Annotated in this window: 21 protein-coding genes and 1 pseudogene; 11 read left to right on the forward strand and 11 right to left on the reverse strand. The window is 74.6% G+C overall.

The window, feature by feature from the left end; all coding sequences use genetic code 11:
- Window positions 1-308, reverse strand: a pseudogene (locus tag ACFXAM_RS13120) (hypothetical protein); the annotation flags it as partial.
- A 173-nt stretch (window positions 309-481) separates the two neighbouring features.
- On the opposite strand from ACFXAM_RS13120, the gene ACFXAM_RS13125 reads away from it, so the two are divergent.
- Window positions 482-1,540 carry an aldo/keto reductase gene (locus ACFXAM_RS13125; RefSeq protein WP_380290459.1) on the forward strand — a complete coding sequence of 353 codons (1,059 nt, stop codon included), beginning with the start codon at window positions 482-484 and terminating at the stop codon, window positions 1,538-1,540.
- Window positions 1,541-1,582: 42 nt separating this feature from the next.
- Here ACFXAM_RS13125 and ACFXAM_RS13130 read toward each other — a convergent pair whose 3' ends face one another.
- On the reverse strand, window positions 1,583-2,500 hold the full coding sequence (locus ACFXAM_RS13130) for an NAD(P)-dependent oxidoreductase (RefSeq protein WP_380290461.1): 918 nt from the start codon (window positions 2,498-2,500) through the stop codon (window positions 1,583-1,585).
- A gap of 104 nt (window positions 2,501-2,604) precedes the next feature.
- Here ACFXAM_RS13130 and ACFXAM_RS13135 point away from each other — a divergent pair, with 104 nt between their 5' ends.
- Complete coding sequence (locus ACFXAM_RS13135; protein WP_380290548.1) at window positions 2,605-2,952, forward strand: winged helix-turn-helix transcriptional regulator; 348 nt, start codon at window positions 2,605-2,607, stop codon at window positions 2,950-2,952.
- Between the two features lie 10 nt (window positions 2,953-2,962).
- On the opposite strand, the gene ACFXAM_RS13140 is transcribed toward ACFXAM_RS13135, so the two are convergent.
- A complete protein-coding gene (locus ACFXAM_RS13140) occupies window positions 2,963-3,385 on the reverse strand; it encodes a DUF350 domain-containing protein (RefSeq protein ID WP_380290463.1) in 423 nt (140 codons plus the stop codon).
- A 171-nt stretch (window positions 3,386-3,556) separates the two neighbouring features.
- Between ACFXAM_RS13140 and ACFXAM_RS13145 the strand changes: the two genes are divergently transcribed.
- The 3 genes from ACFXAM_RS13145 to ACFXAM_RS13155 all read left to right on the forward strand — a co-directional run bounded on the left by ACFXAM_RS13145 (window position 3,557) and on the right by ACFXAM_RS13155 (window position 7,109).
- On the forward strand, window positions 3,557-3,973 hold the full coding sequence (locus tag ACFXAM_RS13145) for a hypothetical protein (RefSeq protein WP_380290465.1): 417 nt from the start codon (window positions 3,557-3,559) through the stop codon (window positions 3,971-3,973).
- 6 nt (window positions 3,974-3,979) lie between these two features.
- Window positions 3,980-5,209: a glutathionylspermidine synthase family protein gene (locus ACFXAM_RS13150; RefSeq protein WP_380290467.1), complete on the forward strand. Its 1,230-nt coding sequence runs from the start codon at window positions 3,980-3,982 to the stop codon at window positions 5,207-5,209.
- Between the two features lie 82 nt (window positions 5,210-5,291).
- Window positions 5,292-7,109 (forward strand): NHL domain-containing thioredoxin family protein, encoded by a 1,818-nt coding sequence (locus ACFXAM_RS13155; RefSeq protein WP_380290469.1) that lies wholly within the window; start codon window positions 5,292-5,294, stop codon window positions 7,107-7,109.
- Between the two features lie 76 nt (window positions 7,110-7,185).
- Here ACFXAM_RS13155 and ACFXAM_RS13160 read toward each other — a convergent pair whose 3' ends face one another.
- Both ACFXAM_RS13160 and ACFXAM_RS13165 read right to left on the reverse strand, forming a co-directional pair.
- Window positions 7,186-8,499, reverse strand: a complete 1,314-nt coding sequence (locus ACFXAM_RS13160; protein ID WP_380290471.1) for a M18 family aminopeptidase — start codon at window positions 8,497-8,499, stop codon at window positions 7,186-7,188.
- Between the two features lie 312 nt (window positions 8,500-8,811).
- On the reverse strand, window positions 8,812-10,641 hold the full coding sequence (locus ACFXAM_RS13165; protein ID WP_380290473.1) for an acyl-CoA dehydrogenase: 1,830 nt from the start codon (window positions 10,639-10,641) through the stop codon (window positions 8,812-8,814).
- 226 nt (window positions 10,642-10,867) lie between these two features.
- On the opposite strand from ACFXAM_RS13165, the gene ACFXAM_RS13170 reads away from it, so the two are divergent.
- Together ACFXAM_RS13170 and ACFXAM_RS13175 are read left to right on the forward strand one after the other, a co-directional pair.
- Window positions 10,868-11,368 (forward strand): SseB family protein, encoded by a 501-nt coding sequence (locus ACFXAM_RS13170; protein ID WP_380290475.1) that lies wholly within the window; start codon window positions 10,868-10,870, stop codon window positions 11,366-11,368.
- Window positions 11,369-11,509: 141 nt separating this feature from the next.
- The gene (locus ACFXAM_RS13175; RefSeq protein ID WP_380290477.1) at window positions 11,510-12,469 is read left to right on the forward strand and encodes a pirin family protein; all 960 of its coding nucleotides are present in this window, start codon (window positions 11,510-11,512) and stop codon (window positions 12,467-12,469) included.
- Window positions 12,470-12,810: 341 nt separating this feature from the next.
- Here ACFXAM_RS13175 and ACFXAM_RS13180 read toward each other — a convergent pair whose 3' ends face one another.
- Window positions 12,811-13,404, reverse strand: a complete 594-nt coding sequence (locus ACFXAM_RS13180; protein WP_380290479.1) for a hypothetical protein — start codon at window positions 13,402-13,404, stop codon at window positions 12,811-12,813.
- The gene (locus ACFXAM_RS13185; RefSeq protein WP_380290481.1) at window positions 13,401-14,288 is read right to left on the reverse strand and encodes an alpha/beta fold hydrolase; all 888 of its coding nucleotides are present in this window, start codon (window positions 14,286-14,288) and stop codon (window positions 13,401-13,403) included. The genes ACFXAM_RS13180 and ACFXAM_RS13185 overlap by 4 nt, the downstream gene beginning before the upstream one ends.
- 139 nt (window positions 14,289-14,427) lie before the next feature.
- Here ACFXAM_RS13185 and ACFXAM_RS13190 point away from each other — a divergent pair, with 139 nt between their 5' ends.
- Window positions 14,428-15,075: a TetR/AcrR family transcriptional regulator gene (locus ACFXAM_RS13190; protein WP_380290483.1), complete on the forward strand. Its 648-nt coding sequence runs from the start codon at window positions 14,428-14,430 to the stop codon at window positions 15,073-15,075.
- Between the two features lie 10 nt (window positions 15,076-15,085).
- Here ACFXAM_RS13190 and ACFXAM_RS13195 read toward each other — a convergent pair whose 3' ends face one another.
- The 3 genes from ACFXAM_RS13195 to alc form a co-directional block, all read right to left on the reverse strand.
- On the reverse strand, window positions 15,086-16,405 hold the full coding sequence (locus tag ACFXAM_RS13195; RefSeq protein WP_380290485.1) for an amidase: 1,320 nt from the start codon (window positions 16,403-16,405) through the stop codon (window positions 15,086-15,088).
- Window positions 16,406-16,463: 58 nt separating this feature from the next.
- The gene (locus ACFXAM_RS13200; protein WP_380290487.1) at window positions 16,464-16,727 is read right to left on the reverse strand and encodes a hypothetical protein; all 264 of its coding nucleotides are present in this window, start codon (window positions 16,725-16,727) and stop codon (window positions 16,464-16,466) included.
- A gap of 72 nt (window positions 16,728-16,799) precedes the next feature.
- Complete coding sequence (alc, locus tag ACFXAM_RS13205) at window positions 16,800-17,861, reverse strand: allantoicase (RefSeq protein WP_380290550.1); 1,062 nt, start codon at window positions 17,859-17,861, stop codon at window positions 16,800-16,802.
- A 259-nt stretch (window positions 17,862-18,120) separates the two neighbouring features.
- Here alc and ACFXAM_RS13210 point away from each other — a divergent pair, with 259 nt between their 5' ends.
- From ACFXAM_RS13210 to ACFXAM_RS13220, 3 genes are all read left to right on the forward strand, one after another.
- On the forward strand, window positions 18,121-19,146 hold the full coding sequence (locus tag ACFXAM_RS13210) for an LAETG motif-containing sortase-dependent surface protein (protein ID WP_380290489.1): 1,026 nt from the start codon (window positions 18,121-18,123) through the stop codon (window positions 19,144-19,146).
- 114 nt (window positions 19,147-19,260) lie between these two features.
- Window positions 19,261-20,289, forward strand: coding sequence for an LPXTG cell wall anchor domain-containing protein (locus ACFXAM_RS13215; RefSeq protein ID WP_380290491.1), 1,029 nt, complete (start codon window positions 19,261-19,263; stop codon window positions 20,287-20,289).
- Window positions 20,290-20,355: 66 nt separating this feature from the next.
- Window positions 20,356-21,468, forward strand: coding sequence for a hypothetical protein (locus ACFXAM_RS13220; RefSeq protein WP_380290493.1), 1,113 nt, complete (start codon window positions 20,356-20,358; stop codon window positions 21,466-21,468).
- Window positions 21,469-21,982: 514 nt separating this feature from the next.
- On the opposite strand, the gene ACFXAM_RS13225 is transcribed toward ACFXAM_RS13220, so the two are convergent.
- Window positions 21,983-22,630 carry an ATP-binding protein gene (locus ACFXAM_RS13225; protein ID WP_380290495.1) on the reverse strand — a complete coding sequence of 216 codons (648 nt, stop codon included), beginning with the start codon at window positions 22,628-22,630 and terminating at the stop codon, window positions 21,983-21,985.
- Window positions 22,631-22,849: the final 219 nt, after the last annotated feature.

Genomic DNA, 22,849 nt, shown 5'->3' on the forward strand with positions numbered 1-22,849 from the left:
ACCCCGCCCCCCCCGCCCCCCCCCCCCCGCCCCCACCACCCCTCCCGCACCCCCGGGCCCGGCCCCCCGCCGCCCACCCCCGCGCCCGCCGCCACCGCGGCCAGGCCCACCGCCGCCACCGCCCAGCCCGCGGCGGCGGCGCCGAACAGCGGCGCCCCCGGCAGCGGTGTCCCGCCCAGCGCGCAGCCCGCGCCGAACACCGCGTACCCGACGCCCCAGGCGGCCACCGCCCGCCCGGCCGCCCCCACGTCCGCCCACCACCGCCGGGACGGCCACCGCCGCCCCCGCCACCCGCGCGTCGTCGTCATGCCGTCACGCTCGCAGCGGGCGGACCGCCCGCGCCTCGCCCACCGGAACGAGCCCGCTCCCCCCGCCGGGGGAGCTTTCCGCTTGCCCTGGAGCGCACTCCAACTCCTAGGGTTCGGCAGGCGGATCACCGAACGGAACGCACCACCGACGCACCACGAGGGGGACCACCACCATGCGCTACCGCACGCTCGGCGGCACCGGCATCGAGGTCAGCACCTACTGCCTCGGCACCATGATGTTCGGCGCGATCGGCAACCCCGACCACGACGACTGCGCCCGGATCGTCCACGCCGCGCTCGACGCGGGCGTCAACTTCGTCGACACCGCCGACATGTACTCGGCGGGCGAGTCCGAGGAGATCGTCGGCAAGGCCCTGCAGGCCCGCGGCGACCGCGACGACGTCGTGCTCGCCACCAAGGTCCACTTCCCGATGGGCGAGGGCCGCAACCACAGCGGCAACTCCCGCCGCTGGATCGTCCGGGAGGTCGAGGAGAGCCTGCGCCGGCTGCGCACCGACCGGATCGACCTCTACCAGGTGCACCGGCCGGACCCGGACACCGACCTGGAGGAGACCCTCGCCGTCCTCGGCGACCTGGTGCGGGCCGGCAAGATCCTCGCCTTCGGCTGCTCGACCTTCCCCGCCCACGAGCTCGTCGAGGCCCACCACGTCGCCGAGCGGCGCGGCCTGCCCCGTTTCCGCACCGAGCAGCCGCCGTACTCGCTGCTCGCCCGCGGCATCGAGCGGGACGTCCTGCCGACCGTGCGGCGGCTAGGAATGGGGGCGCTGACCTGGTCCCCGCTCGCCTCCGGCTTCCTCACCGGCCGCTACCGCAAGCACCGGCCGGTCGACCTCGGCAGCGGGCGCGCCGCCCTCATGCCGGCCCGCTTCGACCCGGCGCTGCCGGTCAACCAGGCCAAGCTGGACGCCGTCGAGCAGCTGACCGCCGTCGCCGAGGACCTCGGCCGCACCCTGCCCGAACTGGCCCTCGCCTTCCCGCTCGCCCACCCGGCGGTCACCTCGGTGATCATCGGACCGCGCACCCCCGGCCAGCTGGAGGCGGCCCTCAAGGGCGCCGACCTCGTCCTCGACGACGCCACCCTGGACCGGATCGACGCGATCGTGCCGCCCGGCACCGACGTCTACCCCCCGGACGGCGTCTGGCGGCCCCGCGCCCTGACCGACCCCGCCCTGCGCCGCCGCCCGGCCGCCGACCGCCCGGCGGCCGACTGACCGGGAGGCGGGACACCGGCCGGAGAGGGCGGGGCGGGCGTCCTACCCGCACAGCAGGTCGACCACGCCGGTGAGGTCCTCCACGCCGTGCCGGGCCGGGTCGGCGTCTAGGCGGCGGCGCATCAGCTCGAAGTAGGGCGTGAGCAGTTCGCTGCTCACCCCCTGCTCCTCGGCGGTGCGCAGGAAGGTCGGCACCCCGGCGACCTGCATCGCCAGGCTGGAGACGACGCCCTCGGTGTAGTCGCCGGCCGCCAGCTGCCCGGCGGTGGCCGCCACCGAGCCGGTCATCGCGGTGAGCCAGGAGGAGAGCAGCGGGGCCAGCGCGCGCGGGTCGACGGACTCGCCGCGGACCAGCGCGAAGGCGTGCGCGACACCCGCGAACATGCCGTACATCGCGCTCAGCAGCGCCACGTCGTGCAGCGCGGCGTGGCCGGCGTCCGCGCCGACGTACCGGGCGTCGGCCGGGGCCGCGAGGGTCGCGCGGTGCTCCTCGAACAGCTCCGGGGAGCCGCTGTAGAAGACGTACGGTCCGGCCTGCGGAACGCCGATCATCGGCGGGACGGCCATGATGCCGCCGTCCAGGTAGCGGGCGCCCCGGCCGGTCACCAGGGCCGCGCGGGCGCGGGCCGTGCCCGGGGTGCTGGTGACCAGGTTGACGACGTCCTTGCCGGTGAGGTCGACGCCGGCCAGCGCCTCCTCGACCGAGGCGTCGTCGAGCAGGCAGACCACCACCAGCCGGTTGGCGGCCACCGCCTCGCCCGCGGTGGCGGCGACGGCGGCGCCCCGGGCGGCGAGCGGTTCGGCCCGGGCGGCGGTGCGGTTCCAGACGGTGAGCGGGTGCCCGGCGGCGAGCCAGGCGCCGGCCAGCGCGGTGCCCATCGCACCGAGGCCGAGCAGGGTGAGCGGGGTGAGCGGGGTGAGCGGGGTCCTCGAAACGGCGTCAGCGGCGTTCTGTGTCATGCCGGCCAGCCTCGTTCTGGCCCCGGGAACGATCAAGTACGCACTTCGGAGTGGGTGGTTACCCTGAGGTGAGCGAGCAGGCCGGCGAAGGGGCGGGGCAGGAGATGGCGGTGACCGTGCCGAGGGCCGGTGCGTACGTCTGCGGGATCGACGCCGCGATGGACGTCATCGGCGGCAAGTGGAAGGTGCTGATCCTCTGGGCGCTGGGCGAGCGGCCGCACCTGCGCTTCGGCGAGCTGCGCCGCCAGGTGCCGGGGGTCACCGAGAAGGTGCTCGCCGCCCACCTGCGCGAGTTGGAGGCGGACGGCATCGTGCACCGCGCCTCGTACGACGAGGTGCCGCCCCGGGTCGAGTACTCGCTCACGCCCGCCGGGCACCGGCTCAACGAGGCGCTGGCGCCGCTGGGCGCCTGGGGCCGGCAGCACGTGCTGAACGACGCCCCGCACTCCTGAACGGGCCGGATCAGGCGATCGAGGCGGACACGATCGCCGCCACCGCGAGGTTGCAGCTGGCGGTCACCCAGACCGCCGGGTGCGGCTCCGGGTCGACCAGGATCGCGCCCAGCTTGCCCGGCGTCAGCACGTCCACCACCCAGAACGCGACGGCCATCAGCACCAGGCCGAGCACGCCGAAGCAGACGGTGGAGACCAGGCCCTTCCCGAAGTCCTCGTAGGTGTAGAGGATCGCGGTGAAGACGATGCCGCCGATGCCGAGCAGTGCCGAGCTGAGCAGCACGGCGGCGTTGCGGTTGCGGTCCACCCAGATCTGCCGGCCGAGCTTGCCGGGCGTCAGGACGTCCACCAGGACGATGCCGAGCAGCAGCAGGACCACGCCGACGCCGCCGAAGGCCGCCGCCGCGCCGAGACCGTGCAGGATGTCGTTCATGGGTGTCCGCCCCCCGGGTCGGTGTCACAGGTCGCCCGCCGAAAGCGGGCCGGCCGCGCGCAGGCCCCCTCCCGCGGTCAAGGATCGGCAAAAGATAACCCATCACGACCGGGTTCCGAGCGGGAACGGACCCCTCCCGCACCATCCGGACCACGCGTACCATCGGACGCCATGACCCAGCCGCCGCCCGTCGGTTCCACCCGGACACCGGACGCCACCGGACCTGTCGCCGCCGAGACGGCCGCCGCCGGACCCTCCGTCGCGGGGCCCCGCGCCACGGCGCCGGGCGCCCCCGTCCGCCGCCGCTCCGGCTTCGTCGCCCTGGGCATGGTCGGCACCCTCGCGCTCGCCCTCTCCGGCTGCTCGTCCTCCTCCGGGAAGAACCCGCCGAGCCGCTGCGTCGACCCGGCCACCCTCAAGGTCCTCGACAGCCACTCCTGCACGACCAAGGGCACCACCACCGCCGGCCGCTGGTACTACTGCGGCTCCGGCGCCACCACCGCCACCGGCGGCACCTTCGACAAGGCCGCCACCAAGCGCGGCGGCTTCGGGTGCCCGTCCGGCTCCAGCGGCTCGGGCGGGGGCTGATCCGCCGTGCGCCGCCGCACCGTCGAACCCCGCCCCGACTGGCTGGCCACCGTCGAGGGCCAGGGCCTCATCTACGCGATGTGCTCGGACCCCTGCAACCAGGGCGGCCCGCACGCCTACTGGGACGAGTCCGCCTACTACGAGTTCTCGCTGCCCGAGGTGGAGGCGCTGGAGGAGGTCGTCGAGGAGCTGCACGAGATGTCACTGGCCGCCGCCGGCCACGTGGTCCGCACCGGCCGGTTCGCCGACTACGGCATCACCGACCCGCGGCTCGCCGCCGCCGTCGCCGAGTCCTGGCGGCGCCGCGACGAACAGCCCACCCTCTACGGGCGGTTCGACCTCGCCTACGACGGCACCGGCCCGGCGAAGCTGTTCGAGTACAACGCCGACACCCCGACCTCGCTGATCGAGGCGGCCGGCCCGCAGTGGTTCTGGATGGAGGAGCGGTTCCCGCACGCCGACCAGTGGAACTCGCTGCACGAGCGGCTGGTCGCCGCCTGGGCCCGGCAGAAGCACCTGCTGCCGCCCGGCCCGGTGCACTTCGCGCACTCGCGCGGCGACACCGAGGGCGAGGACTGGATGACCACCCTCTACCTCCAGGAGTGCGCCGGGCAGGCGGGCATCGAGACGGTCGGCATCGCCGTGGAGGACATCGGCTGGGACGGCCTGTCCGGCCGCTTCGTCGACCTGGAGCACCGCTTCGTGCGCGCCGCGTTCAAGCTCTACCCGTGGGAGTGGCTGGCTTCCGACGAGTTCGGCGAGCAGCTGCTGGACGTCGTCGACCACGGCGGCTCGACCGGCTCCACCCTGTGGATCGAGCCGGCCTGGAAGATGCTGCTCTCCAACAAGGCGCTGCTGGCCGTCCTCTGGGAGCTGTACCCGGGCCACCCCAACCTGCTGCCCGCCTACCTGGACGGCCCGCGCGAGCTCGCCGGCCCGGACGGCCCGGGCTACGCCGCCAAGCCGCTGCTCGGCCGCGAGGGCGCGGGCGTGCGCATCGTCGAGCCGGGCGGCCGCGAGACCCGGCTCGCCGACTGGGCCGGCGACCCGGACCGCTACGGCGCCGAGGGCCACTGCTACCAGCAGCTCCACCCGCTGCCCGACTTCGACGGCAACCGCCCCGTCCTCGGCACCTGGGTGGTCGACGGCGAGGCCGCGGGCCTGGGCATCCGCGAGACCGACGACAGCCCCATCACCCACCAGGGCGCCCGCTTCCTGCCCCACCTCATCGTCTGAGCCACCGGACCCCGCCCGCCCCGCCGCCGCCCGCCCGCCCCGCCGCGGAATGCGGGCCGGGCGGGTGCGGTTTGATGGAGTTATGGCATCTCGTGCACGTGTACGCGCCCCCGAGCTGGTCGGGGCAGGCGGTTGGCTGAACACCGGCGGCAAGGAGCTGACGCTCGCCGACTTCCGGGGCAAGATCACCATTCTGGACTTCTGGACGTTCTGCTGCGTCAACTGTCTGCACGTCCTCGACGAGCTGCGGGAGCTGGAGGAGAAGCACCGGGACACGCTGGTGATCGTCGGCGTGCACTCGCCCAAGTTCGTGCACGAGGCCGACCACCGGGCCGTGGTGGACGCGGTGGACCGGTACGAGGTGCACCACCCGGTGCTGGACGACCCGGCGCTCGCGACGTGGAAGCAGTACGCGGTGCGGGCCTGGCCGACGCTGGTGGTGATCGACCCGGAGGGCTACGTCGTCGCCCAGCACGCCGGCGAGGGGCACGCGCACGCGCTCGCCCGGCTGGTCGAGGACCTGGAGGCGGAGCACGCGGCGAAGGGCACCCTGCGGCGCGGCGACGGCCCGTACGTGGCGCCCGAGCCGACCGCCGGGGACCTCAAGTTCCCGGGCAAGGCCGTCCGGCTGCCGAACGGCCACTTCCTGGTGGCCGACTCCGGCCACCACTCGCTGGTCGAGCTGGAGGCCGACGGCGAGACCGTGGTGCGCCGGATCGGTGACGGCGTGCGCGGGCTGGTGGACGGCACCGGCCCCCGGTTCAGCGAGCCGCAGGGCCTCGTGCTGCTGCCGGAGGGCACCGCCGACTACGACCTGGTGGTCGCCGACACCGTCAACCACGCGCTGCGCGGCGTCCGGCTCTCCGACGGCGCCGTGACCACCCTGGCCGGCACCGGCCGCCAGTGGTGGCAGGGCTCGGCGACCGAGGGCCCGGCCCGCGAGGTCGACCTCTCCTCGCCGTGGGACGTCGCCTGGTTCGACGGCCGGGTGTGGATCGCGATGGCGGGCGTCCACCAGCTGTGGGCGTACGACCCGGCCGCCGGCACGGTCGGCGTCGCGGCCGGCACCACCAACGAGGGCCTGGTCGACGGTCCCGCCGCCGAGGCCTGGTTCGCCCAGCCGTCCGGCCTGGCCGTGTCGGCGGACGGCGAGCGGCTCTGGGTCGCCGACTCCGAGACCTCGGCGCTGCGCTGGGTTTCACGTGAAACCAAGGCCGTGCACAGCGCCGTCGGCACCGGCCTGTTCGACTTCGGGCACCGGGACGGCGCGGCCGCGCAGGCCCTGCTCCAGCACCCGCTGGGCGTCACCGTGCTGCCGGACGGCTCGGTGGCCGTCAGCGACACCTACAACCACGCGCTGCGCCGCTACGACCCGGTGAGCGGCGAGGTCAGCACGCTCGCCACCGACCTGCGCGAGCCGTCCGGCGCGGTGCTGGTCGACGGCGACATCGTGGTGGTCGAGTCCGCCCGGCACCGGCTGACCCGACTGCGGCTGCCCGAGGAGGCCGTCCGGGTGGACGCGGTCGCGCACCGCACCCAGCGGGCCGCGACCGAGGTCGCCCCGGGCGCGCTGCGCCTCGACGTGGTCTTCCGGGCGCCCACCGGCCAGAAGCTGGACGAGCGCTACGGACCGTCCACCCGGCTGCTGGTCAGCGCCACCCCGCCCGAGCTGCTGGTCTCCGGCGCGGGCGCGGACAGCGCGCTCTCCCGCGAGCTGGTGCTCTCCGGCACGGTGACCGAGGGCGTGCTGCACGTCTCGGCGATGGCGGCGTCCTGCGACGACGACCCGGCGATCGAGTACCCGGCCTGCCACGTCCACCAGCAGGACTGGGGCGTGCCGGTGAAGCTCACCGACGGCGGCGCGCGCCGGCTGCCGCTGGTGCTGGCCGGCCTGGAGTAGCCGCCCGCCGCACCCGGTGGCGCAGGGGCCCGGCGGGCGTGAAACCCGCCGGGCCCCCGCGCGTCCCGCCGGTGGCTCAGCCCTCCAGGAACGCCTTGATCGCGCTCGCCAGCAGGTACGGGTCCTCCGCACCGCACAGCTCGCGCGCCGAGTGCATGGAGAGCGCCGCGATGCCGCAGTCCACGGTCTGGATGCCGAGACGGGCCGCGGTGATCGGGCCGATCGTCGTCCCACAGGGCATGGCGTTGTTGGAGACGAAGGTCTGCCACGGCACGCCGGCCTTCTCGCAGGCCGCCGCGAACACCGCCCGGCCGACGCCGTCGGTGGCGTACCGGTTGTTGACGTTGACCTTGAGGATCGGCCCGCCGTTGGGCATCGGGTGGTGGCCCGGCTCGTGCCGCTCGCTGTAGTTCGGGTGGACGGCGTGGCCCATGTCCGAGGAGAGGCAGACGGTGCCGGCCAGCGCCCGGGCCCGGTCCTCCAGGCCGCCGCCGCGCGCGTACACGCTGCGCTCCAGGACGTTGCCGAGCAGCGGGCTCTGCGCGCCGGTGTCCGACTCGCTGCCGGTCTCCTCGTGGTCGAAGGCGGCCAGCACCGGGATGTACGGCAGCGCCGCGCCGTCCGTCTCGGCGGCGGCGGCCACCGCGGCCAGCGCGGCGGTGGCGGCGTGCACCGAGAGCAGGTTGTCCAGCCGCGGGCCGGCCAGCAGCTCGCGGTCCCGGCCCAGGTAGGAGGCGGGCTGGACGTCGTGGGTCATGAGGTCCCAGCCGCTCACGTCGGCCGCGTCGACCCCCGCCCGCTGGGCGACATAGCCGATCAGCGAGCCCTCGTCGACCGGGCCGAGGCCCCAGATCGGCGTGAGGTGGCGCTGCTTGTCCAGCTTCATGCCGTCGTTGACCTGGCGGTCCAGGTGGATCGCCAGCTGCGGCACGCGCAGCAGCGGCTCGTCCAGCTGGACCAGCCGCCGGCTGCCGTCGCGCAGGGTGAGCCGGCCGGAGAGGCCGAGGTCCCGGTCGAGCCAGGTGTTGAGCGGCACCCCGCCGTAGATCTCCACCGCGACCTGCCGCCAGCCCGCCGACCCGGTGTCGGGAATCGGCTTGACCCGCAGGTTGGGTGAGTCGGTATGGGTGCCGACCACGCGGAACGGCGTCTCCGGGCCCGCGCCGGCCGGCACGTACCAGGCGATCAGCGCGCCGCCGCGGACGACGTACCGGCCGCCGGCCACGCCGTCCCAGGAGTCCGTTTCCAGCACCTGCCGGAAGCCGGCTTTCTCCAGACGCTCGGCCGCGCTCGCGACCGCGTGGTAGGGCGACGGCGAGGTGCCGAGGAAGGCGATCAGGTCATCGGTGTGCGTCCGGTCGAAGAAGGCCTGGCGGGCGGCGGTCGACATGCTGCTCCTGGGTCGAGGGAGGGCCGAGGCCGAAATGGGGGATCGGCTTCGCACCTTGAGCATATGCCCGTACACGGACATGACACTCGGAGCATCCCAACGGATGCAGAACGCAGACAGAAACGTGAACTGACGCCCCCTCCACTGTCGCTGGACCACTGGTACGGTGCCCGGCCGGCCCGACCGGCGCCGGGCACACCGAAGGGCCCGGTCGGCGGGACCGGGCCCTTCGGTGTGAGGGTGGGGTCAGGCGGTCAGGACGGTGTCACGCACGGCGTGCCCGGTGAAGGGCGGCGGCGGGGACGGGTGGCGTCAGAACGCCTCCTCCGCCAGCTCCATGATCTCGTTGTCGATGCCCTCGGCGATCAGGCGCTGCGAGGCGACGGTCGGCAGCACGTTCTTCGCGAAGAAGCGGGCCGCCGCGACCTTGCCCCGGTAGAACGGCACGTCCTTCCCGGAGGCGCCGGCCTCCAGCTTGGCCAGGGCCACCGCGGCCTGGCGCAGCAACAGCCAGCCGACCACGACGTCGCCGGAGACCATCAGCAGGCGGGTGGTGTTCAGGCCCACCTTGTACATGTTCTTGACGTCCTGCTCGACCGAGGAGAGGTCGGCGAGCAGCTTGCCGACGATGGCCTCCAGGTCGCCGGCGGCCTGGGCGAGCAGCGCGCGCTCGGCGGCCAGGGCGTCGCCGCCCTCGGCGGAGCCGAGGAACTTCTGGATCTGCTCGGACAGCGCGGTGAGCGCCTGGCCGCCGTCCTTGACGATCTTGCGGAAGAAGAAGTCCTGGCCCTGGATGGCCGTGGTGCCCTCGTAGAGGGTGTCGATCTTGGCGTCCCGGATGTACTGCTCGATCGGGTACTCCTGCAGGTAGCCGGAGCCGCCGAAGGTCTGCAGGGACTGCGCGAGCTGCTCGTAGGACTTCTCCGAGCCGTAGCCCTTGACGATCGGCAGGAGCAGGTCGTTGAGGCGCTCGGCGGCCTCGTCGTGCTCGCCGCGCAGCTTGGCCGCGGTCATGTCGTCCTGGACGGAGGCGGTGAACAGCACCAGGGCGCGCATGCCCTCGGCGTACGCCTTCTGGGTCAGCAGCGAGCGGCGCACGTCCGGGTGGTGGGTGATGGTGACGCGCGGGGCGGTCTTGTCCAGGAACTGCGAGATGTCGGCGCCCTGCACGCGCTCCTTGGCGTACTCCAGCGCGTTCAGGTAGCCGGTGGAGAGGGTGGCGATGGCCTTCGTGCCGACCATCATCCGGGCAAACTCGATGATCTTGAACATCTGGCGGATGCCGTCGACCTTCTCGCCCAGCAGCCAGCCCTTGGCCGGGTGCTTGGCGCCGAAGGTCATCTCGCAGGTGTTCGAGGCCTTGAGGCCCATCTTGTGCTCGACGTTGGTGGCGTAGACGCCGTTGCGCTCGCCCAGCTCGCCGGTCTCCCAGTCGAAGTCGAACTTGGGGACGATGAACAGGCCCAGGCCCTTGGTGCCCGGCTTGCCGCCCTCGGGGCGGGCCAGCACCATGTGGACGATGTTCTCGGACATGTCGTGCTCGCCCGAGGTGATGAAGCGCTTGACGCCCTCGATGTGCCAGGAGCCGTCCTCCTGCCGGACCGCCTTGGTGCGGCCGGCGCCCACGTCCGAGCCGGCGTCCGGCTCGGTGAGGACCATGGTGGAGCCCCACAGGCGGTCGGTCATCCGCCTGGCGATCTCGAGCTGGGCCTCGGTGCCCTCCTCGGCGATGACGCCGGCGAAGGCCGGGCCGGAGGAGTACATCCAGATGGCCGGGTTGGAGCCGAGGATCTGCTCCGCGAAGGCCCAGATCAGCGAGTTCGGGGTGACCTGGCCGCCGATCGACTCCGGGATGCCCAGGCGCCACCACTCGGCGTCCATGAAGGCCTGGTAGCTCTTCTTGAAGGTCGCCGGGATCGGCGCGGTGCTGGTCTCCGGGTCGAAGACCGGGGGGTTGCGGTCGGTGTCGGCGAAGGACGCGGCGAGGTCGTTCTCGGCGAGGCGCGCGATCTCGCTCAGGATGTTCTTCGCGGTCTCGACGTCCATCTCCGCGAACGGTCCGGTGCCGTACACCTGCTCGCGGCCGAACACCTCGAAGAGGTTGAACTCGACGTCGCGCAGGTTGGACTTGTAGTGACCCATGGCCGTTATCTCCGGTTCGTCGCTGCCGGGACACCTCCGCGTTCGGGCGCCCGTACCCACCAGTAGGCCTCATGATGCTACCCAGCGGTAACTTATTTCAAGCCCCCGCCGGTGAATCCTCCGCGGATCACCGCATGAACGTGGTCACGTCCCACAAGCCGGGACGGTCCGCTCTTGTCAGGATCGACGCCCGCGCGGGGCCCCGCGCTCCCGATAGCCTGTCCGTGTGTACGGCTATGACCAGAACGCGTACCCGGGCGATCCCTACCAGCAGGCGGGGCCGCAGCCGGGCATGAACGGCATGCCCGGCCCCGGCCCGTACGGCGAACAGCCGCCGAGCGCACAGCAGTCCCTCTACCCGGAACCGTCGCCGCCATCCCTGGCGGACGCGGTCCGGGCCTTCACCACCGGCTCGATGGCGGTGGAGGACTTCCAGGCCATCTTCATCACCTCCAAGGTGCACTGCCCGCGCGGCGACCGGCCGGGCTTCCTGGCCCTGCACAACACGCCGACGCCGGTCATCCCGATGTTCAGCTCGCTGAAGGAGCTGCGCCGGTACGCCGGCAAGGACTCCAAGCACTTCACCGTCACCGGCGCCGAGGTCCTCGACCTGCTGCCGACCGGCTACGGCTTCGCGCTGGACATGGAGGGCGAGCACCGGATGGTGTTCGACGCCAAGGCGGTCGAGCAGATGGTCGACTTCACCATGCGCCGGATGTACGGCTGACGGACGATGGACGGGGGCCCACCCGCCCCCGCCCGGCGGCCGTCCCGTCCGGGTTTGGTTCAAAATTCAACTTGCTTCTTGTTGAGGATTGAACTAATCTCGTGGACACAGGCCAGAGGAGCACCCCCGAAGGAGGCCGACATGCCCGCCGTGACCGTCGACAACCCGCTGACCCTCCCGCGCGTCACCACCCCCGACCCCGCTGCCTCGGCCGCCCGGCCCGTCCTCGCGGTGGCCACCGCCCCCGAGGGCTTCGAGGGCGAGGGCTTCCCCGTCCGCCGCGCCTTCGCCAAGATCAACCAGAAGTACCTCGACCCGTTCATCATGATGGACCAGATGGGCGAGGTGGATTACGCGGCCGGGGAGCCGAAGGGCACCCCCTGGCACCCGCACCGCGGCTTCGAGACCGTCACCTACATCATCGACGGAACGTTCATCCACCGGGACTCGCACGGCGGTGGCGGCACCATCACCGACGGTGACACCCAGTGGATGACCGCCGGCTCCGGTCTGCTGCACATCGAGACCCCGCCGGAGTCGCTGGTGCGGTCGGGCGGCCTGTTCCACGGCCTCCAGCTGTGGGTCAACCTGCCCGCCTCGGACAAGATGATCACCCCCAAGTACCAGGACATCCGCGGCGGCAGCGTCAAGCTGCTCAGCACCGAGGACGGCGGCGCGCTGCTGCGCGTCATCGCGGGCGAGCTGGGCGGCCACCAGGGCCCGGGCACCACCTTCACCCCGATCACCATGATCCACGCGTCGATCAGCCCCGGCGCCCAGATCACCCTGCCCTGGCGCTCCGACTTCAACGCCCTCGCCTACGGCCTCGCCGGCAACGGCGCCGCCGGCACCGACCTCCGCCCCTTCCACCGCGGCCAGGCCGTCGTCTTCGGCGACGGCGACTCGATCACCCTGCGCGCCGACGAGAAGCAGGACTCCCGCGACACCAACTTCGAGGTCGTCCTCCTCGGCGGCCTGCCGATCCGCGAGCCCGTCGCCCACTACGGCCCGTTCGTCATGAACAGCCACCGCGAACTCCAGCAGGCCATGGAGGACTTCCAGGCCGGCCGCCTCGGCACCATCCCCGCCGACGGCCACTGATCCGGCCACGGACCGGTGACCGGTCGCGCACCCGCGACGCCCTCCGCCGCCCGAACGCCGCCCCCGCGGCGCTCCGGGCGGCGGAGGCGTTCCGGTGGCAGGGCGGGGGATCCGGCCCTACCGTCGGACCACGGGGGACGTTCCGGCCGAGTGTGAGGAGCGACGGGATGTTCTGGCAGTTCATCGTGGTGACGGCCGCCTCGTTCGGCTTCCCGACCGCCGCGCTGCTCTTCTTCATCGGCGGGCCGCGCTTCCCCGACGAGCGACGCGACGACCGGTAGCGGGTCGGCGCGCCGGCGGGTCGGCGGGCCGGTGCGCCGGTGCGCCGGTGCGCCGGCCGGTCAGCGCGCCGGGAGCGCCCAGGCCGTGTCGCGGCCCAGCAGGGCGAGCGTCCGCGCGAACGGCCCGGCCGCCCCCGCCCCCGGCCGTACGGCGGCCGGGGCCCGGCCCGGCCGCCGGTCCGCCGCCGCGAGCAGTGCCGCGGCGAGCGGCGGTTCGCCCTCCACCGCGGCGATCAGCCGGGCCGGCGAGCCCAGGGCCGCCGCCACGTCCCAGGCGTGCACCAGCGTGTCCCGCAGCTGGAGGCCGACCGCCCGGTCGAACGGGAGCGGCGCGCCGCCGTCGACGTCCGGCAGCCGCAGCGGCGCGGCGTGCGGTGCGGCGGCGGCGAGGGCGACGGTCAGCCGCGCGGCGGAGTGCCGGAACGCGCCGGCCGGGTCGCCGTGCACCGGGACGCCGCGCCAGAGCGCGGGGTCCGGCCCGGCCCCGGCCGCCGTGGCGGCGAGCCCCAGGTGCCGCCCGACCATGTGCTCCAGCAGCCACCGCAGCGGCCGGCCCGCGCAGGGCGTCTCCAGCACCAGTTGCTCCGGCTGCACGGTGTCCACCACCGCGGCGGCCAACTCCAGGGACCGGCTGTGCAGTTCGAGCAGGCTCATGCCGCACCCGGCTCCGTGACCGCGGCCGCCGGCGCCCCGGCGGACAGGAAGCCGATCACGTTGTCGATCACGGTCGGCTCGGTGAGGATCCGCCGGTGGCCCAGCCCCCGGGTGACCAGCAGTTCCAGCCGGTCCCCGTAGGCGGCCCGCAGCCGGCCGGCCTGGGTGAACGGGACGACGTCGTCGTCCTCGTCGTGCGCCACCAGGATCGGCAGGCCGATCTCCTCGGGGCTGCGGGTGGCGTCGAAGTGCGCCCGGACGTCGGCGATCCCGGGGAACATCGCGCCGCCCTCCACCCGGCGCCGCAACTCCCGCTCCACGGTGGCGTTCAGGCCGAGCATGGCGCAGAAACCGGCGGGCATCCAGGAGACCTCGGCGACCCCGGCCACCGCGGCCAGCCGCCCGGCCCGCAGCCCTTCGCGCAGCGCCAGGAAGGCCGCGTTGACGCCCAGCGAGTGGGCGATCACCGCCTCGAAGGCACCGTACTCCTCCTGCAGCCGCAGCGCGATGGCGCGGTGGTCCAGCACGGTGGCGGTGCGGCCGCCGGAGTCGCCGTGCCCGGGGGCGTCGTAGCCGACGGCGGTGAGGCCGAGCCCGCGCAGCCGGGGCACGAAGTCCGCGAAGCGCGAGGCCCGGGACTGCCAGCCGTGCATCAGCAGCACGGGCCGGGTGCCGTCGCCCCAGCGGTGGACGACCACCTGCTCGCCGCGGTGGCGCAGCGTCCGGGTGTCGGCCCGGTCGTGCACCGCGCGCTCGCGGGTGCGGACGCGGCCGCGCCGCAGGGGGTGGCGGTAGAGCTCGTACGCGGCCCGGCCGGCCAGACCGGGGGCGGCCAGCGAGGTGGCGTTCAGGGTGGTGCGGATCAGTGCGACGGCCGGGTCCATGCGGGACTCCCTGTGGGTGCCGAGGGGCAAGAGCCGAACGGGACGAGATGTTAGCACGACCGTTCGTTCACTTTTCTGCCCACCGGCCCGCCCCGCTACCCTGGCGGCACGGACATGCCGGAGGACTGGGGTGAGAGCGGTGGCCGGAGCGACCACGGACGGACGGGTCCTGCGCGGCGAGGAGACCCGCCGGACGGTCCTGCGCAGGGCCGTCGAGATCGCCTCCGTCGAGGGTCTGGACGCCCTGTCGATCGGCCGGCTCGCCACCGACCTCGGCCTCAGCAAGAGCGGGGTCTTCGCCGGCTTCGGCTCCAAGGAGGAGCTCCAGCTCGCCACCGTCCGGGCGGCCCGGCGGATCTTCTCCGACGCGGTGCTCGCCCCGATCGCCGACGAGCCCCCCGGCCTGCGCAAGCTCCGCCTGCTCTGCGAGTCCTGGCTGGCCTACTCACGCGCCCGGGTCTTCCCCGGCGGCTGCTTCTTCTACGAGGTCAACGCCGAGTACGACGCCCGCCCCGGCCCGGTGCGCGACGCCCTCGCGGCCAACTGGCGGGAGTGGCACGCCACCGTCCTCGCCCTGGTGACCGGGGCCCTCGGCACCGGCGAACTGCGCGCCGACGCCGACCCGGAGGACATCACCTTCACGCTGATCGCCCTGCTGGAGAACGCCAATCCGCAGGCCCTGCTGTTCGGCGAGGACACCCCGTACGAACGCGCCCACCGCGCCGCGCTGCGCCGGCTGCGCTCGGACGCCGTCGACCCGGACACCCCCGCGCTGCGGACCGGCTGAACCGGCGCGCTCAGGCGGCGTCCAGCACCCGTTCCAGGACCGCCGCCCGGGCCAGCAGCCGTTCGTCCGCCCCGGCCTCGCCGACCAGCTGCAGGCCCAGCGGGAGGCCCTGCTCCGTCACCCCGGCGGGCAGGCTCAGCGCGGGCAGCCCGGCGAGGCTCCACGGCAGCGACATCACGGCGCTGCCGGTGCTGCCCAGCCCGGACGGGGCCGGGCCGGTCGCCGAGGGGGCCAGCAGCACGTCCACCCCGGCCCGCCGGCGCTGCCCGGCGAGCCGCGCGCGGAAGTCCTCGCGGGCCCGCAGCGCCGCCCGGTAGGCGGCCGGGGTGACGGCGCGCCCCTGCCGGATCCCCGCCACCGTCTCCGGCCGGTAGAGGGCCCCGAAGCGGTCGAACCACTCGGCGTGCGAGGCCGCCATCTCGAACCGGTTGATCGCCTGCAACTGCCGCTCCAGCTCGTCGAAGTCCGGCAGCAGGTCCAGTTGACGCACCGTCAGGCCGCGGACGGACAGCAGCTCCAGCTGCCTCCGGAAGGCCCGCAGCGCCTCCGGGCGGGCCCGCTCCAGGTACGGGCCGACCGGGACGCCGAGCACCGGCACGTCGTCGTCCCCGGTGCGCCGGGGCCCGGTCTCCCAGTCGTCGCAGAGCAGCGGGGCGGCCAGCGCGACGCCCGCGAGGTCGGCGGTGAAGACGCCCGGGGTGTCGAGGCTCGGCGCGTTCGGGATCACGCCCGCCGCCGGAATCCGCCCGTGCGTCGGCCGGAAGCCCACCACACCGCAGTAGGCGGCCGGGCGGACGACCGAGCCGACCGTCTGGGTGCCGACCGCCAGCGGCACCAGCCCGGCCGCGACCGCCGCCGCCGAGCCGCTGCTGGAGCCGCCCGGGGTGTGGCCCGGATGGTGCGGGTTGCGGGTCGGGCCCGGGGCGCCGCCCGCGAACTCGGCGGTCACCGTCTTGCCCGCGACCAGCGCGCCGGCCGCCCGCAGCCGGTCCACCAGGGCGGCCTGCGGACCGGCCAGGACGCCCGGCGGAAGCGCCGAGCCGGCGTGCGTGGGCAGGCCGTCCACGTGCACGATGTCCTTGACCCCGACGGCCACCCCGTACAGCGGCGGCGCCTGCGCCGGATCGGGGTGCCGGGCGGCGAGCGCCCGGGCCTCGGCGTGCAGCCGGTCGGCCCGGCCGGGTTCCGGCACGAAGGCGTGGATCAGCGGGTCCACCTGCTCGATCCGGGCGCAGAGCCGGTCGACGTGGACGGCCAGGGCGGGTACGCCCGCGCGCAGCGCGGCGGCCTCACGGGTCAACGACCGCGGCCGGACCGGGGATTCCTCCATGGCGACCACGGTAGCCCCGGCCACGCGCAAGCCGTTCACCGCATCACCGGTGCGGCGTTCAGCCGGTCGGCCAGGCCGTCTCCCGCTGCTCGCCGGGCGGGCGCGGCCGGTGCTCGTCGGCCAGCCAGGGGGCCTCGCGCAGCAGGTAGGCCCCGCAGGTGTGGCAGCAGAGCTCGGGGGCGCGCCCCCAGTCCACCGCCTCCCGGGCGGGCGCCAGCGGGTCCAGCTCCCGGCCGCACATCGCCACGCTCCCGCCGCCGCGGACCATGTGCCACAACCGCACCCCGGCGGGCGCGCCGCCGGGCGCGTACTCGGCACGCATCCGGTGCATCATGCCCCCATCGTCCGGCGGTCCGCCGGGCCCGGCAAGCGGGGCCGGGCCCGGCGGAGGTGGTCAGACCAGCCCGCCCCACAGCCGCAGCCGGGCGATCCCGCCGTCCGGGAAGACGTCCAGCCGGACGTGGGTGGCCGGGCGCGGCGCGTCGATCACCAGGCGGTGCACGGCGTCCGGCTGCAGCCGGGTGCGCGGCACCAGCGCGAACCACTCCCCGGGGTCCGCGCCCAGCGCGTCCCGGCCGGACAGCGCCGCCCAGCCCGCGGCGTTGCCGACGTAGTAGCCGGTGTCGATCTCCACCGCCCGCACCGCGCCCCGCCCGGCCAGCCGCAGCCGGACCCAGTCGTGGCCGGCGTCGCGGCGCCGGCGGTTCTCCCAGCCGTCCCCCATCGCCCGGGACCGGCCGGGCAGGACGAGGCCGACCGGGGCGGAGTAGAAGCGGTCCGAGGCGTCCTCGACGGCGCCGCCGTTCTCGGCCGCCGCCAGGTCGAAGGTGCCGAGCGCGGCCAGCCAGCCGGGGTCCGGCCGGGCCTCGCCGTGCACCCGGAAGCGCGCGATGCCGCCGTCGGGGTACTGGCTGAGCCGCAGGTGGGTGATCCGGTGGCGGTCGCCGACCGCGAAGCCGTTGGCGGCGTGGCCGCGCACCGGGGAGCGGGGGACCAGCGGGTGCCAGACGGTCCCCGGGGCCAGCAGGTCCTCCGGGCCCGGGGTGCCGGGGAGTTCGGCGCCCTCGACGGCGATCCGCCGCGGGTGGTTGCCCCGGAAGTGCGCGGTGTCGACGACGACGCCGTGCACGACGCCCGGCACGCCCAGCCGGACCAGCGCCCAGTCGTGGTCGCCGTCGGCCGGGTGCGGGTGGTCGGCGTCGGCGCCGCGCCGCCGCCTGGTCTCCCAACCGTCCATGAGCTGGCCCTTGTTGCCGAAGGTGTGCGGGCGGAACACGGCCGGCCCGGGCAGCAGCAGGTTCTCCCGGTCGGCGAACAGCTCGTCGTTGGCGGCGACGACGGCGCCGCCCAGCCGGCGGTCGGCGAGGTCGGTCAGGGCGGTGAACGGGAACTCGGCGGCGCGGTAGTCGGCGTACGGGTCGCCACCGCCGTACGGCGGGGCGCAGGTGTCGGACAACTGGTCGGGATTCGGGCTGGAGTTCGCGTCGGCGGTCATGCCTCCACCCTCGCGCCGGGCCCCGTTCGGGTCCATCACCGGAACCGGGCGGAGCTCCTCGGCCGCCCGGCCCGTCGGCGATGCTTTCCGGCCACCCCCGCGGAACCCGGCACGCCCCCCTCGATAGGGTGCCGCTCCTGCGACAGCGCCGGTGATCATCATCGGCCGTCAAGTCGTCACATTCCGGACAGATTTCACCCAAAACGCTGGAGCCACGATCGTGCGCACTTCCCGCCTCCTGGCCGCGTCCACGCTGCTCGCGCTCACCCTCGGCGCGACGGCCGGCACGGCCGTCGCCGGCGCCGTCGCCGTCTCCCCCACCCCGACGGCCACCGGTACCGCCACCGGCACGCCCGGCCCCACGGCCACGGCCACCGCCACCGCCACCCCGAGCACCACGGGGACCCCCTCGGCGAGCGCCTCCCCGAGCGCCTCGCCGAGCGCCACGGCCACGCCCTCGGCGACCCCGACGCACCGGCCCACGGTGCCGCCGACCCTGCTCCCCACCACCGCACCGGGCCTCGCCTGCTCGGGCGGCGTGTCCCAGGGCGAGGAGTGGCTGAAGGTCACCGGCACCGGCCTGTGGAACACCACCCTCGCCCCCGGCGCGACCCAGGAGACCTCCGTGACCTGGGAGAACCTCAGCGGGGTCGAGCTGACGAAGTTCCACACCTACCTCTACCTGACCCTGTTCGACCGGGAGGACGGCGTCGACAGCCACGCGTGGGACAAGGACTTCTTCACCGTCCAGTTCCACGCACCCGGCCAGGACTGGAAGTCCGTCGAGCTGAACGACTGGTACCTCGACACCGGCACCTTCCGGCTCGGCAAGGGCGAGAAGCTCACCCTCCGGTTCCGCATCACGCCGACCGCCAAGGCGCCGCTCGCCATGTACTCGGGCAACTTCGGCGGCGGCGACACGGCCATGGACAACGCCCTGCTGCCCCACCCCGCCAAGCCCGACCCGAAGGGCTGCACGCAGTACATCAACCTCTACGAGGGCGAGTTCAAGCTGACCGGGGCCGGCGCCGCGAGCACCGCGTCCGCCGCCGCCAAGCCCTCCGCCCCGGCCTCCGCCAAGCCGGCCGGCACCGCCTCGCCGTCCGCGGCGAGCGGCCCGCACCTGGCCGAGACCGGCTCCGACTCCTCCACCCTGCCGATCGCCGTCGCCGGCGCGGCGGTGCTCGCGGCCGGTGCCGGGACGCTCCTCGTGCTGCGCCGCCGCAAGGCCGGGGCGCACAACTGATCGGTGGCCGAAAAGAAATACGAGGATCGCGTACAACCGACCGCACCCCTCGCACGTCACCTCAACGTAGTAACCACCAAGCAGCCGTCACCATCGAACGCCGGAGCCGTGATCGTGCGCACCTCCCGACTGACCGCCACCGCCGCCCTGCTCGTCCTGACCACCGGGATGACCGTGGCCGGCACCACCGGCGCCTTCGCCGCGGACCCGACCACCGCGCCCTCGGCCACCGCGACCGCCGAGCCGACCGCGGCTCCGTCGGCCACCGCCGAGGCGACCGGAACCCCGTCCGCGACCACCGGGCCGACGGCCACCGGCACGCCCGCCCCGACCGCGACGCCCTCGGCCACGGCCACGGCCACCCTGCCCGAGGGCTGCACGTCCCAGCGCGACGTCAAGATGCCGGTGCAGGTCAGCCCCGCCGACTTCGTGATCGTCAAGGACGGCACGGCGCAGGAGATCGCCGTCTCCTTCCAGAACACCAGCTCGACCACGCTGACGGACTTCAAGCTCACCTACCGGATCGACTCGAACAAGAGCCTCTGGAGGCCCAAGTCCGAGGTGAAGGTCCAGAACGGCGAGTGGAAGCCGGCCAACGCGACCACCGACCACGGCTCGGTGGAGCTCGGCACCTTCCAGGTCAAGCCGAACGAGACGATCGTCACGAAGATCCGGCTCACCGTCGACTACTCGCCGTGGCAGGAGTTCTACCTCGACCTCAACGGCGCCTCCGAGGTGCTCCCGTACGGGGTGGGCCCGGAGAACGTCAAGTACACCTGCAACCGGCTGGTCGGCTCGTACTCGTCCACCATCAAGGCCGTCGACAAGCCCACCGCGTCGCCCTCGGCCACCACCGCGCCGAGCTCCACCGCGACCAAGGCGCCGACGGCCACCGCCACCGCGAGCACCACCGCGAGCGCCTCCGCCACCGCCACGGCCACGGCCACCGCGAGCACCTCGCCGTCCCCGACCGTCACCCAGCCGGCCGGCACCACCGGCGGCACCGGCGCGAACGGCGGCCACCTCGCCAGCACCGGTGCGAACGGCTCCACCGTGCCGCTCGCCATCACCGGCGGCGTCGCCGTCCTGCTCGGCGCCGGCGCCCTGCTGATCGCCCGCCGCCGCAAGGCCGCCCGCGGCTGACCCACCGCCCGGACCGGTCAGCGTCCGGGTCCGTGATCCAGATCCTCCGAAACAGGAGCACGTCACTTGAGCTCTTCCCGACTCCTGACCGCCGCCACGCTGGTCGCGCTCTCGCTGGGCGCGACGGCCGGCGCGGCCACCGCCGGAGCGGTCACCGTCCCGGCCTCCCCGACGACCGCGTCGTCCGAGGCCGCGACGGCAGAACCGACCGCCACGGCGGAACCGACCCCGTCCGCCACGGCCGAGCCGACGGCGACCGCGGAACCGACCGCGACTGCGACCGCCGAGCCGACCGCGACCGCCACCGCCACCGCCACCGCCGAGCCGACCGCGACCGCCACCGCCACCGCCACCGCCGAGCCGACCCCGACCGCGACGGCCACCGGCACGCCGACCGGCCTCCCCACCACACCCGCCGAGTGCACGCCGCAGCGTGACCTCGCCCTGCCCCTCTACGCGTACCCGGGCACGACGGCCACCGTCGTCAAGGGCGGTGCGGCGCAGGACATCTTCGTCACCGTCAACAACACCGGCAGCCTGCCGGTGAAGGACTACCGGATCACCCTGCTGATCCAGGGCCCGCAGGGTTCCGCCCCGCTCAAGACCCTGGTGCAGACGCAGGCCGGCCCCTTCAAGCCGGTGGAGCAGAACGCCGGCGGCGAGCCGCTGTCCATCGGCTCCTTCCCGATCCCCCCGAACGAGCACTTCACCGTCGGCCTGCGGATCTCCGCCGACGCGGCGTCCGTCCTCGGGAACTACTCGATCTCCCTCAAGGGCGCCTCGGAGGCGCTCCCGGCCGGCTCGGGCAAGGGCGAGGACGTCTGCCACCGGATGACGGCCTCCTACACGGGCAAGCTCACCGTCTCCGACACGGCCCCCACCGCCACCCCGACGGCGAGCGGATCGCCGACGGCCACGCCGTCGGCCACCGGGACGCCCGGCACGAGCGCGAGCCCGTCCGCCTCGTCCTCGCCGAGCGCCGCCATCCCGGCCGGCACCACCGGCGGCGGCACCACCACCGGCACCGGCGGCTCGACCGGGATCCTCCCGACCTCCGCCCGCCTCGCCGAGACCGGCACGGGCTCCACCGCGCCGCTCGCCCTCACCGGCGCCGCCGCGATCACCCTCGGAGCCGGTTCCGTGTTCACCGCCCGCCGCCGCAAGGCCGCCCGCGGCTGACCCACCGCCCCACCCGCCCCGTCCCGCCCGCGCACACCAGTGCGGGCGGGACGCCGCGTTCCCGCCCTGAACGACAACGCCACCTGCACCGGCGGCTCAACACCGCCACCACCCCCGCTGCCGCGGCAGGCCATCGCCCCGCCACCCGCGAATCCCGGGGCTTCCCCACGCACCGACGCCACCACGCCCACCCCCGGCGCCCAGGCAGGACACCGCCCGACGACCCCACGACGCCCGCCGCAGCAAGGCGTCGCCCCACCGCCCGCAGACCCCGGCACCACCACCCCCACCGCCGCCCGACGACCCCGCGAGGCCCGCCGCAGCAGGGCATCACCCCGGCACCCGCGCAGAACGCCGGGCTCGACGCTACGAGGCCCGACGGAGCAGGGCGTCGCCCCACCGCCCGCGGCCCCCGGCACCACCACCCCCACCCCCGCCGCCGCCCGACGACCCCGCGAGGCCCGCCGCAGCAGGGGCATCGCCCCGGCACCCGCGCGGAACGCCGGGCTCGACGCTACGAGGCTCGGCGGAGCAGGGCGTCGTCCTGCCACTTGAGGATCTTGTCGAAGCTGACGATCGCCCCGCGCAGCGGGTGGTTGCGGAGTTGGACGTGGTCGGTGAGGGCGTGGATGAGGAAGAGGCCGCGGCCGGATTCGGCGGTGAGGTCCGGGAGCGTGTCGAGGTCCAGCGGCCGGAGGTAGGACAGCGGCGCCGGGTCGGCGGCCGGTGGCAGGACGTGGGTGTCGTACGGGCGGCCGTCGAGGGGCGGGCGGTGCGCGGTGAGCAGCGGGGCGGGGACGGTGGCGCGTCCGCGCCGGGGCCGGGGCCGCTCCCGCCCGGCCCTGCGGGCGGACGGCGGCGGGGCGGGGGCCGGACGGCCGGCGGCCGGGGTGGCGGGGCCGGGCAGGCCGGGGCCCGAGTCGGTCACCTCGATCCGCAGCAGGTCGCCGCTGATCGAGGCGGTGACCTGGTAGCCGTCGTCGGGCCGGGTGCCCGCGCCGTGCTCGACGGCGTTGGCGCAGGCCTCGCTGAGGGCGACGCCGAGGTCCTGGGCGATCTGCGGATCGACGCCGGCGGTCGCCATCGCGCCCAGCAGTATGCGGCGGGCCAGCGGCACGCTGGCCGGGTCGCGCTTGAGGTGCAGAGTCCACCAGATGTCCACGGGAGGTCCCTCCTGGCTGCGGCTCCACATATAACGAGGTATCTCCGAACGGTGCGCAGGTGAACCGTGCCGGAGGTCCGCTACCGCCCGTTCGGCGGATGGACGGGGGGACGGGCATGTGCCGGGCGGCGCGTCGGCGGGGTGGTGCGCGGGGCCGATCGGGGCATTCGTAGGGATTTCCCACCCTGCCGGTCCGGCAGGGGTGGGCGATGAGATGAT

Origin of the sequence: Kitasatospora sp. NPDC059462 (assembly GCF_042749955.1) — a bacterium.
Classification (GTDB): domain Bacteria; phylum Actinomycetota; class Actinomycetes; order Streptomycetales; family Streptomycetaceae; genus Kitasatospora.

Excerpts from the sequence above, each read along its gene's own strand:
- ACFXAM_RS13125 (WP_380290459.1), top strand. The coding sequence starts at position 482 with ATGCGCTACCGCACGCTCGGCGGCACCGGCATCGAGGTCAGCACCTAC.
- ACFXAM_RS13130 (WP_380290461.1), bottom strand. The coding sequence starts at position 2,500 with ATGACACAGAACGCCGCTGACGCCGTTTCGAGGACCCCGCTCACCCCG.
- ACFXAM_RS13135 (WP_380290548.1), top strand. The coding sequence starts at position 2,605 with ATGGCGGTGACCGTGCCGAGGGCCGGTGCGTACGTCTGCGGGATCGAC.
- ACFXAM_RS13140 (WP_380290463.1), bottom strand. The coding sequence starts at position 3,385 with ATGAACGACATCCTGCACGGTCTCGGCGCGGCGGCGGCCTTCGGCGGC.
- ACFXAM_RS13145 (WP_380290465.1), top strand. The coding sequence starts at position 3,557 with ATGACCCAGCCGCCGCCCGTCGGTTCCACCCGGACACCGGACGCCACC.
- ACFXAM_RS13155 (WP_380290469.1), top strand. The coding sequence starts at position 5,292 with ATGGCATCTCGTGCACGTGTACGCGCCCCCGAGCTGGTCGGGGCAGGC.
- ACFXAM_RS13160 (WP_380290471.1), bottom strand. The coding sequence starts at position 8,499 with ATGTCGACCGCCGCCCGCCAGGCCTTCTTCGACCGGACGCACACCGAT.
- ACFXAM_RS13165 (WP_380290473.1), bottom strand. The coding sequence starts at position 10,641 with ATGGGTCACTACAAGTCCAACCTGCGCGACGTCGAGTTCAACCTCTTC.
- ACFXAM_RS13175 (WP_380290477.1), top strand. The coding sequence starts at position 11,510 with ATGCCCGCCGTGACCGTCGACAACCCGCTGACCCTCCCGCGCGTCACC.
- ACFXAM_RS13180 (WP_380290479.1), bottom strand. The coding sequence starts at position 13,404 with ATGAGCCTGCTCGAACTGCACAGCCGGTCCCTGGAGTTGGCCGCCGCG.
- ACFXAM_RS13185 (WP_380290481.1), bottom strand. The coding sequence starts at position 14,288 with ATGGACCCGGCCGTCGCACTGATCCGCACCACCCTGAACGCCACCTCG.
- ACFXAM_RS13195 (WP_380290485.1), bottom strand. The coding sequence starts at position 16,405 with ATGGAGGAATCCCCGGTCCGGCCGCGGTCGTTGACCCGTGAGGCCGCC.
- ACFXAM_RS13200 (WP_380290487.1), bottom strand. The coding sequence starts at position 16,727 with ATGCGTGCCGAGTACGCGCCCGGCGGCGCGCCCGCCGGGGTGCGGTTG.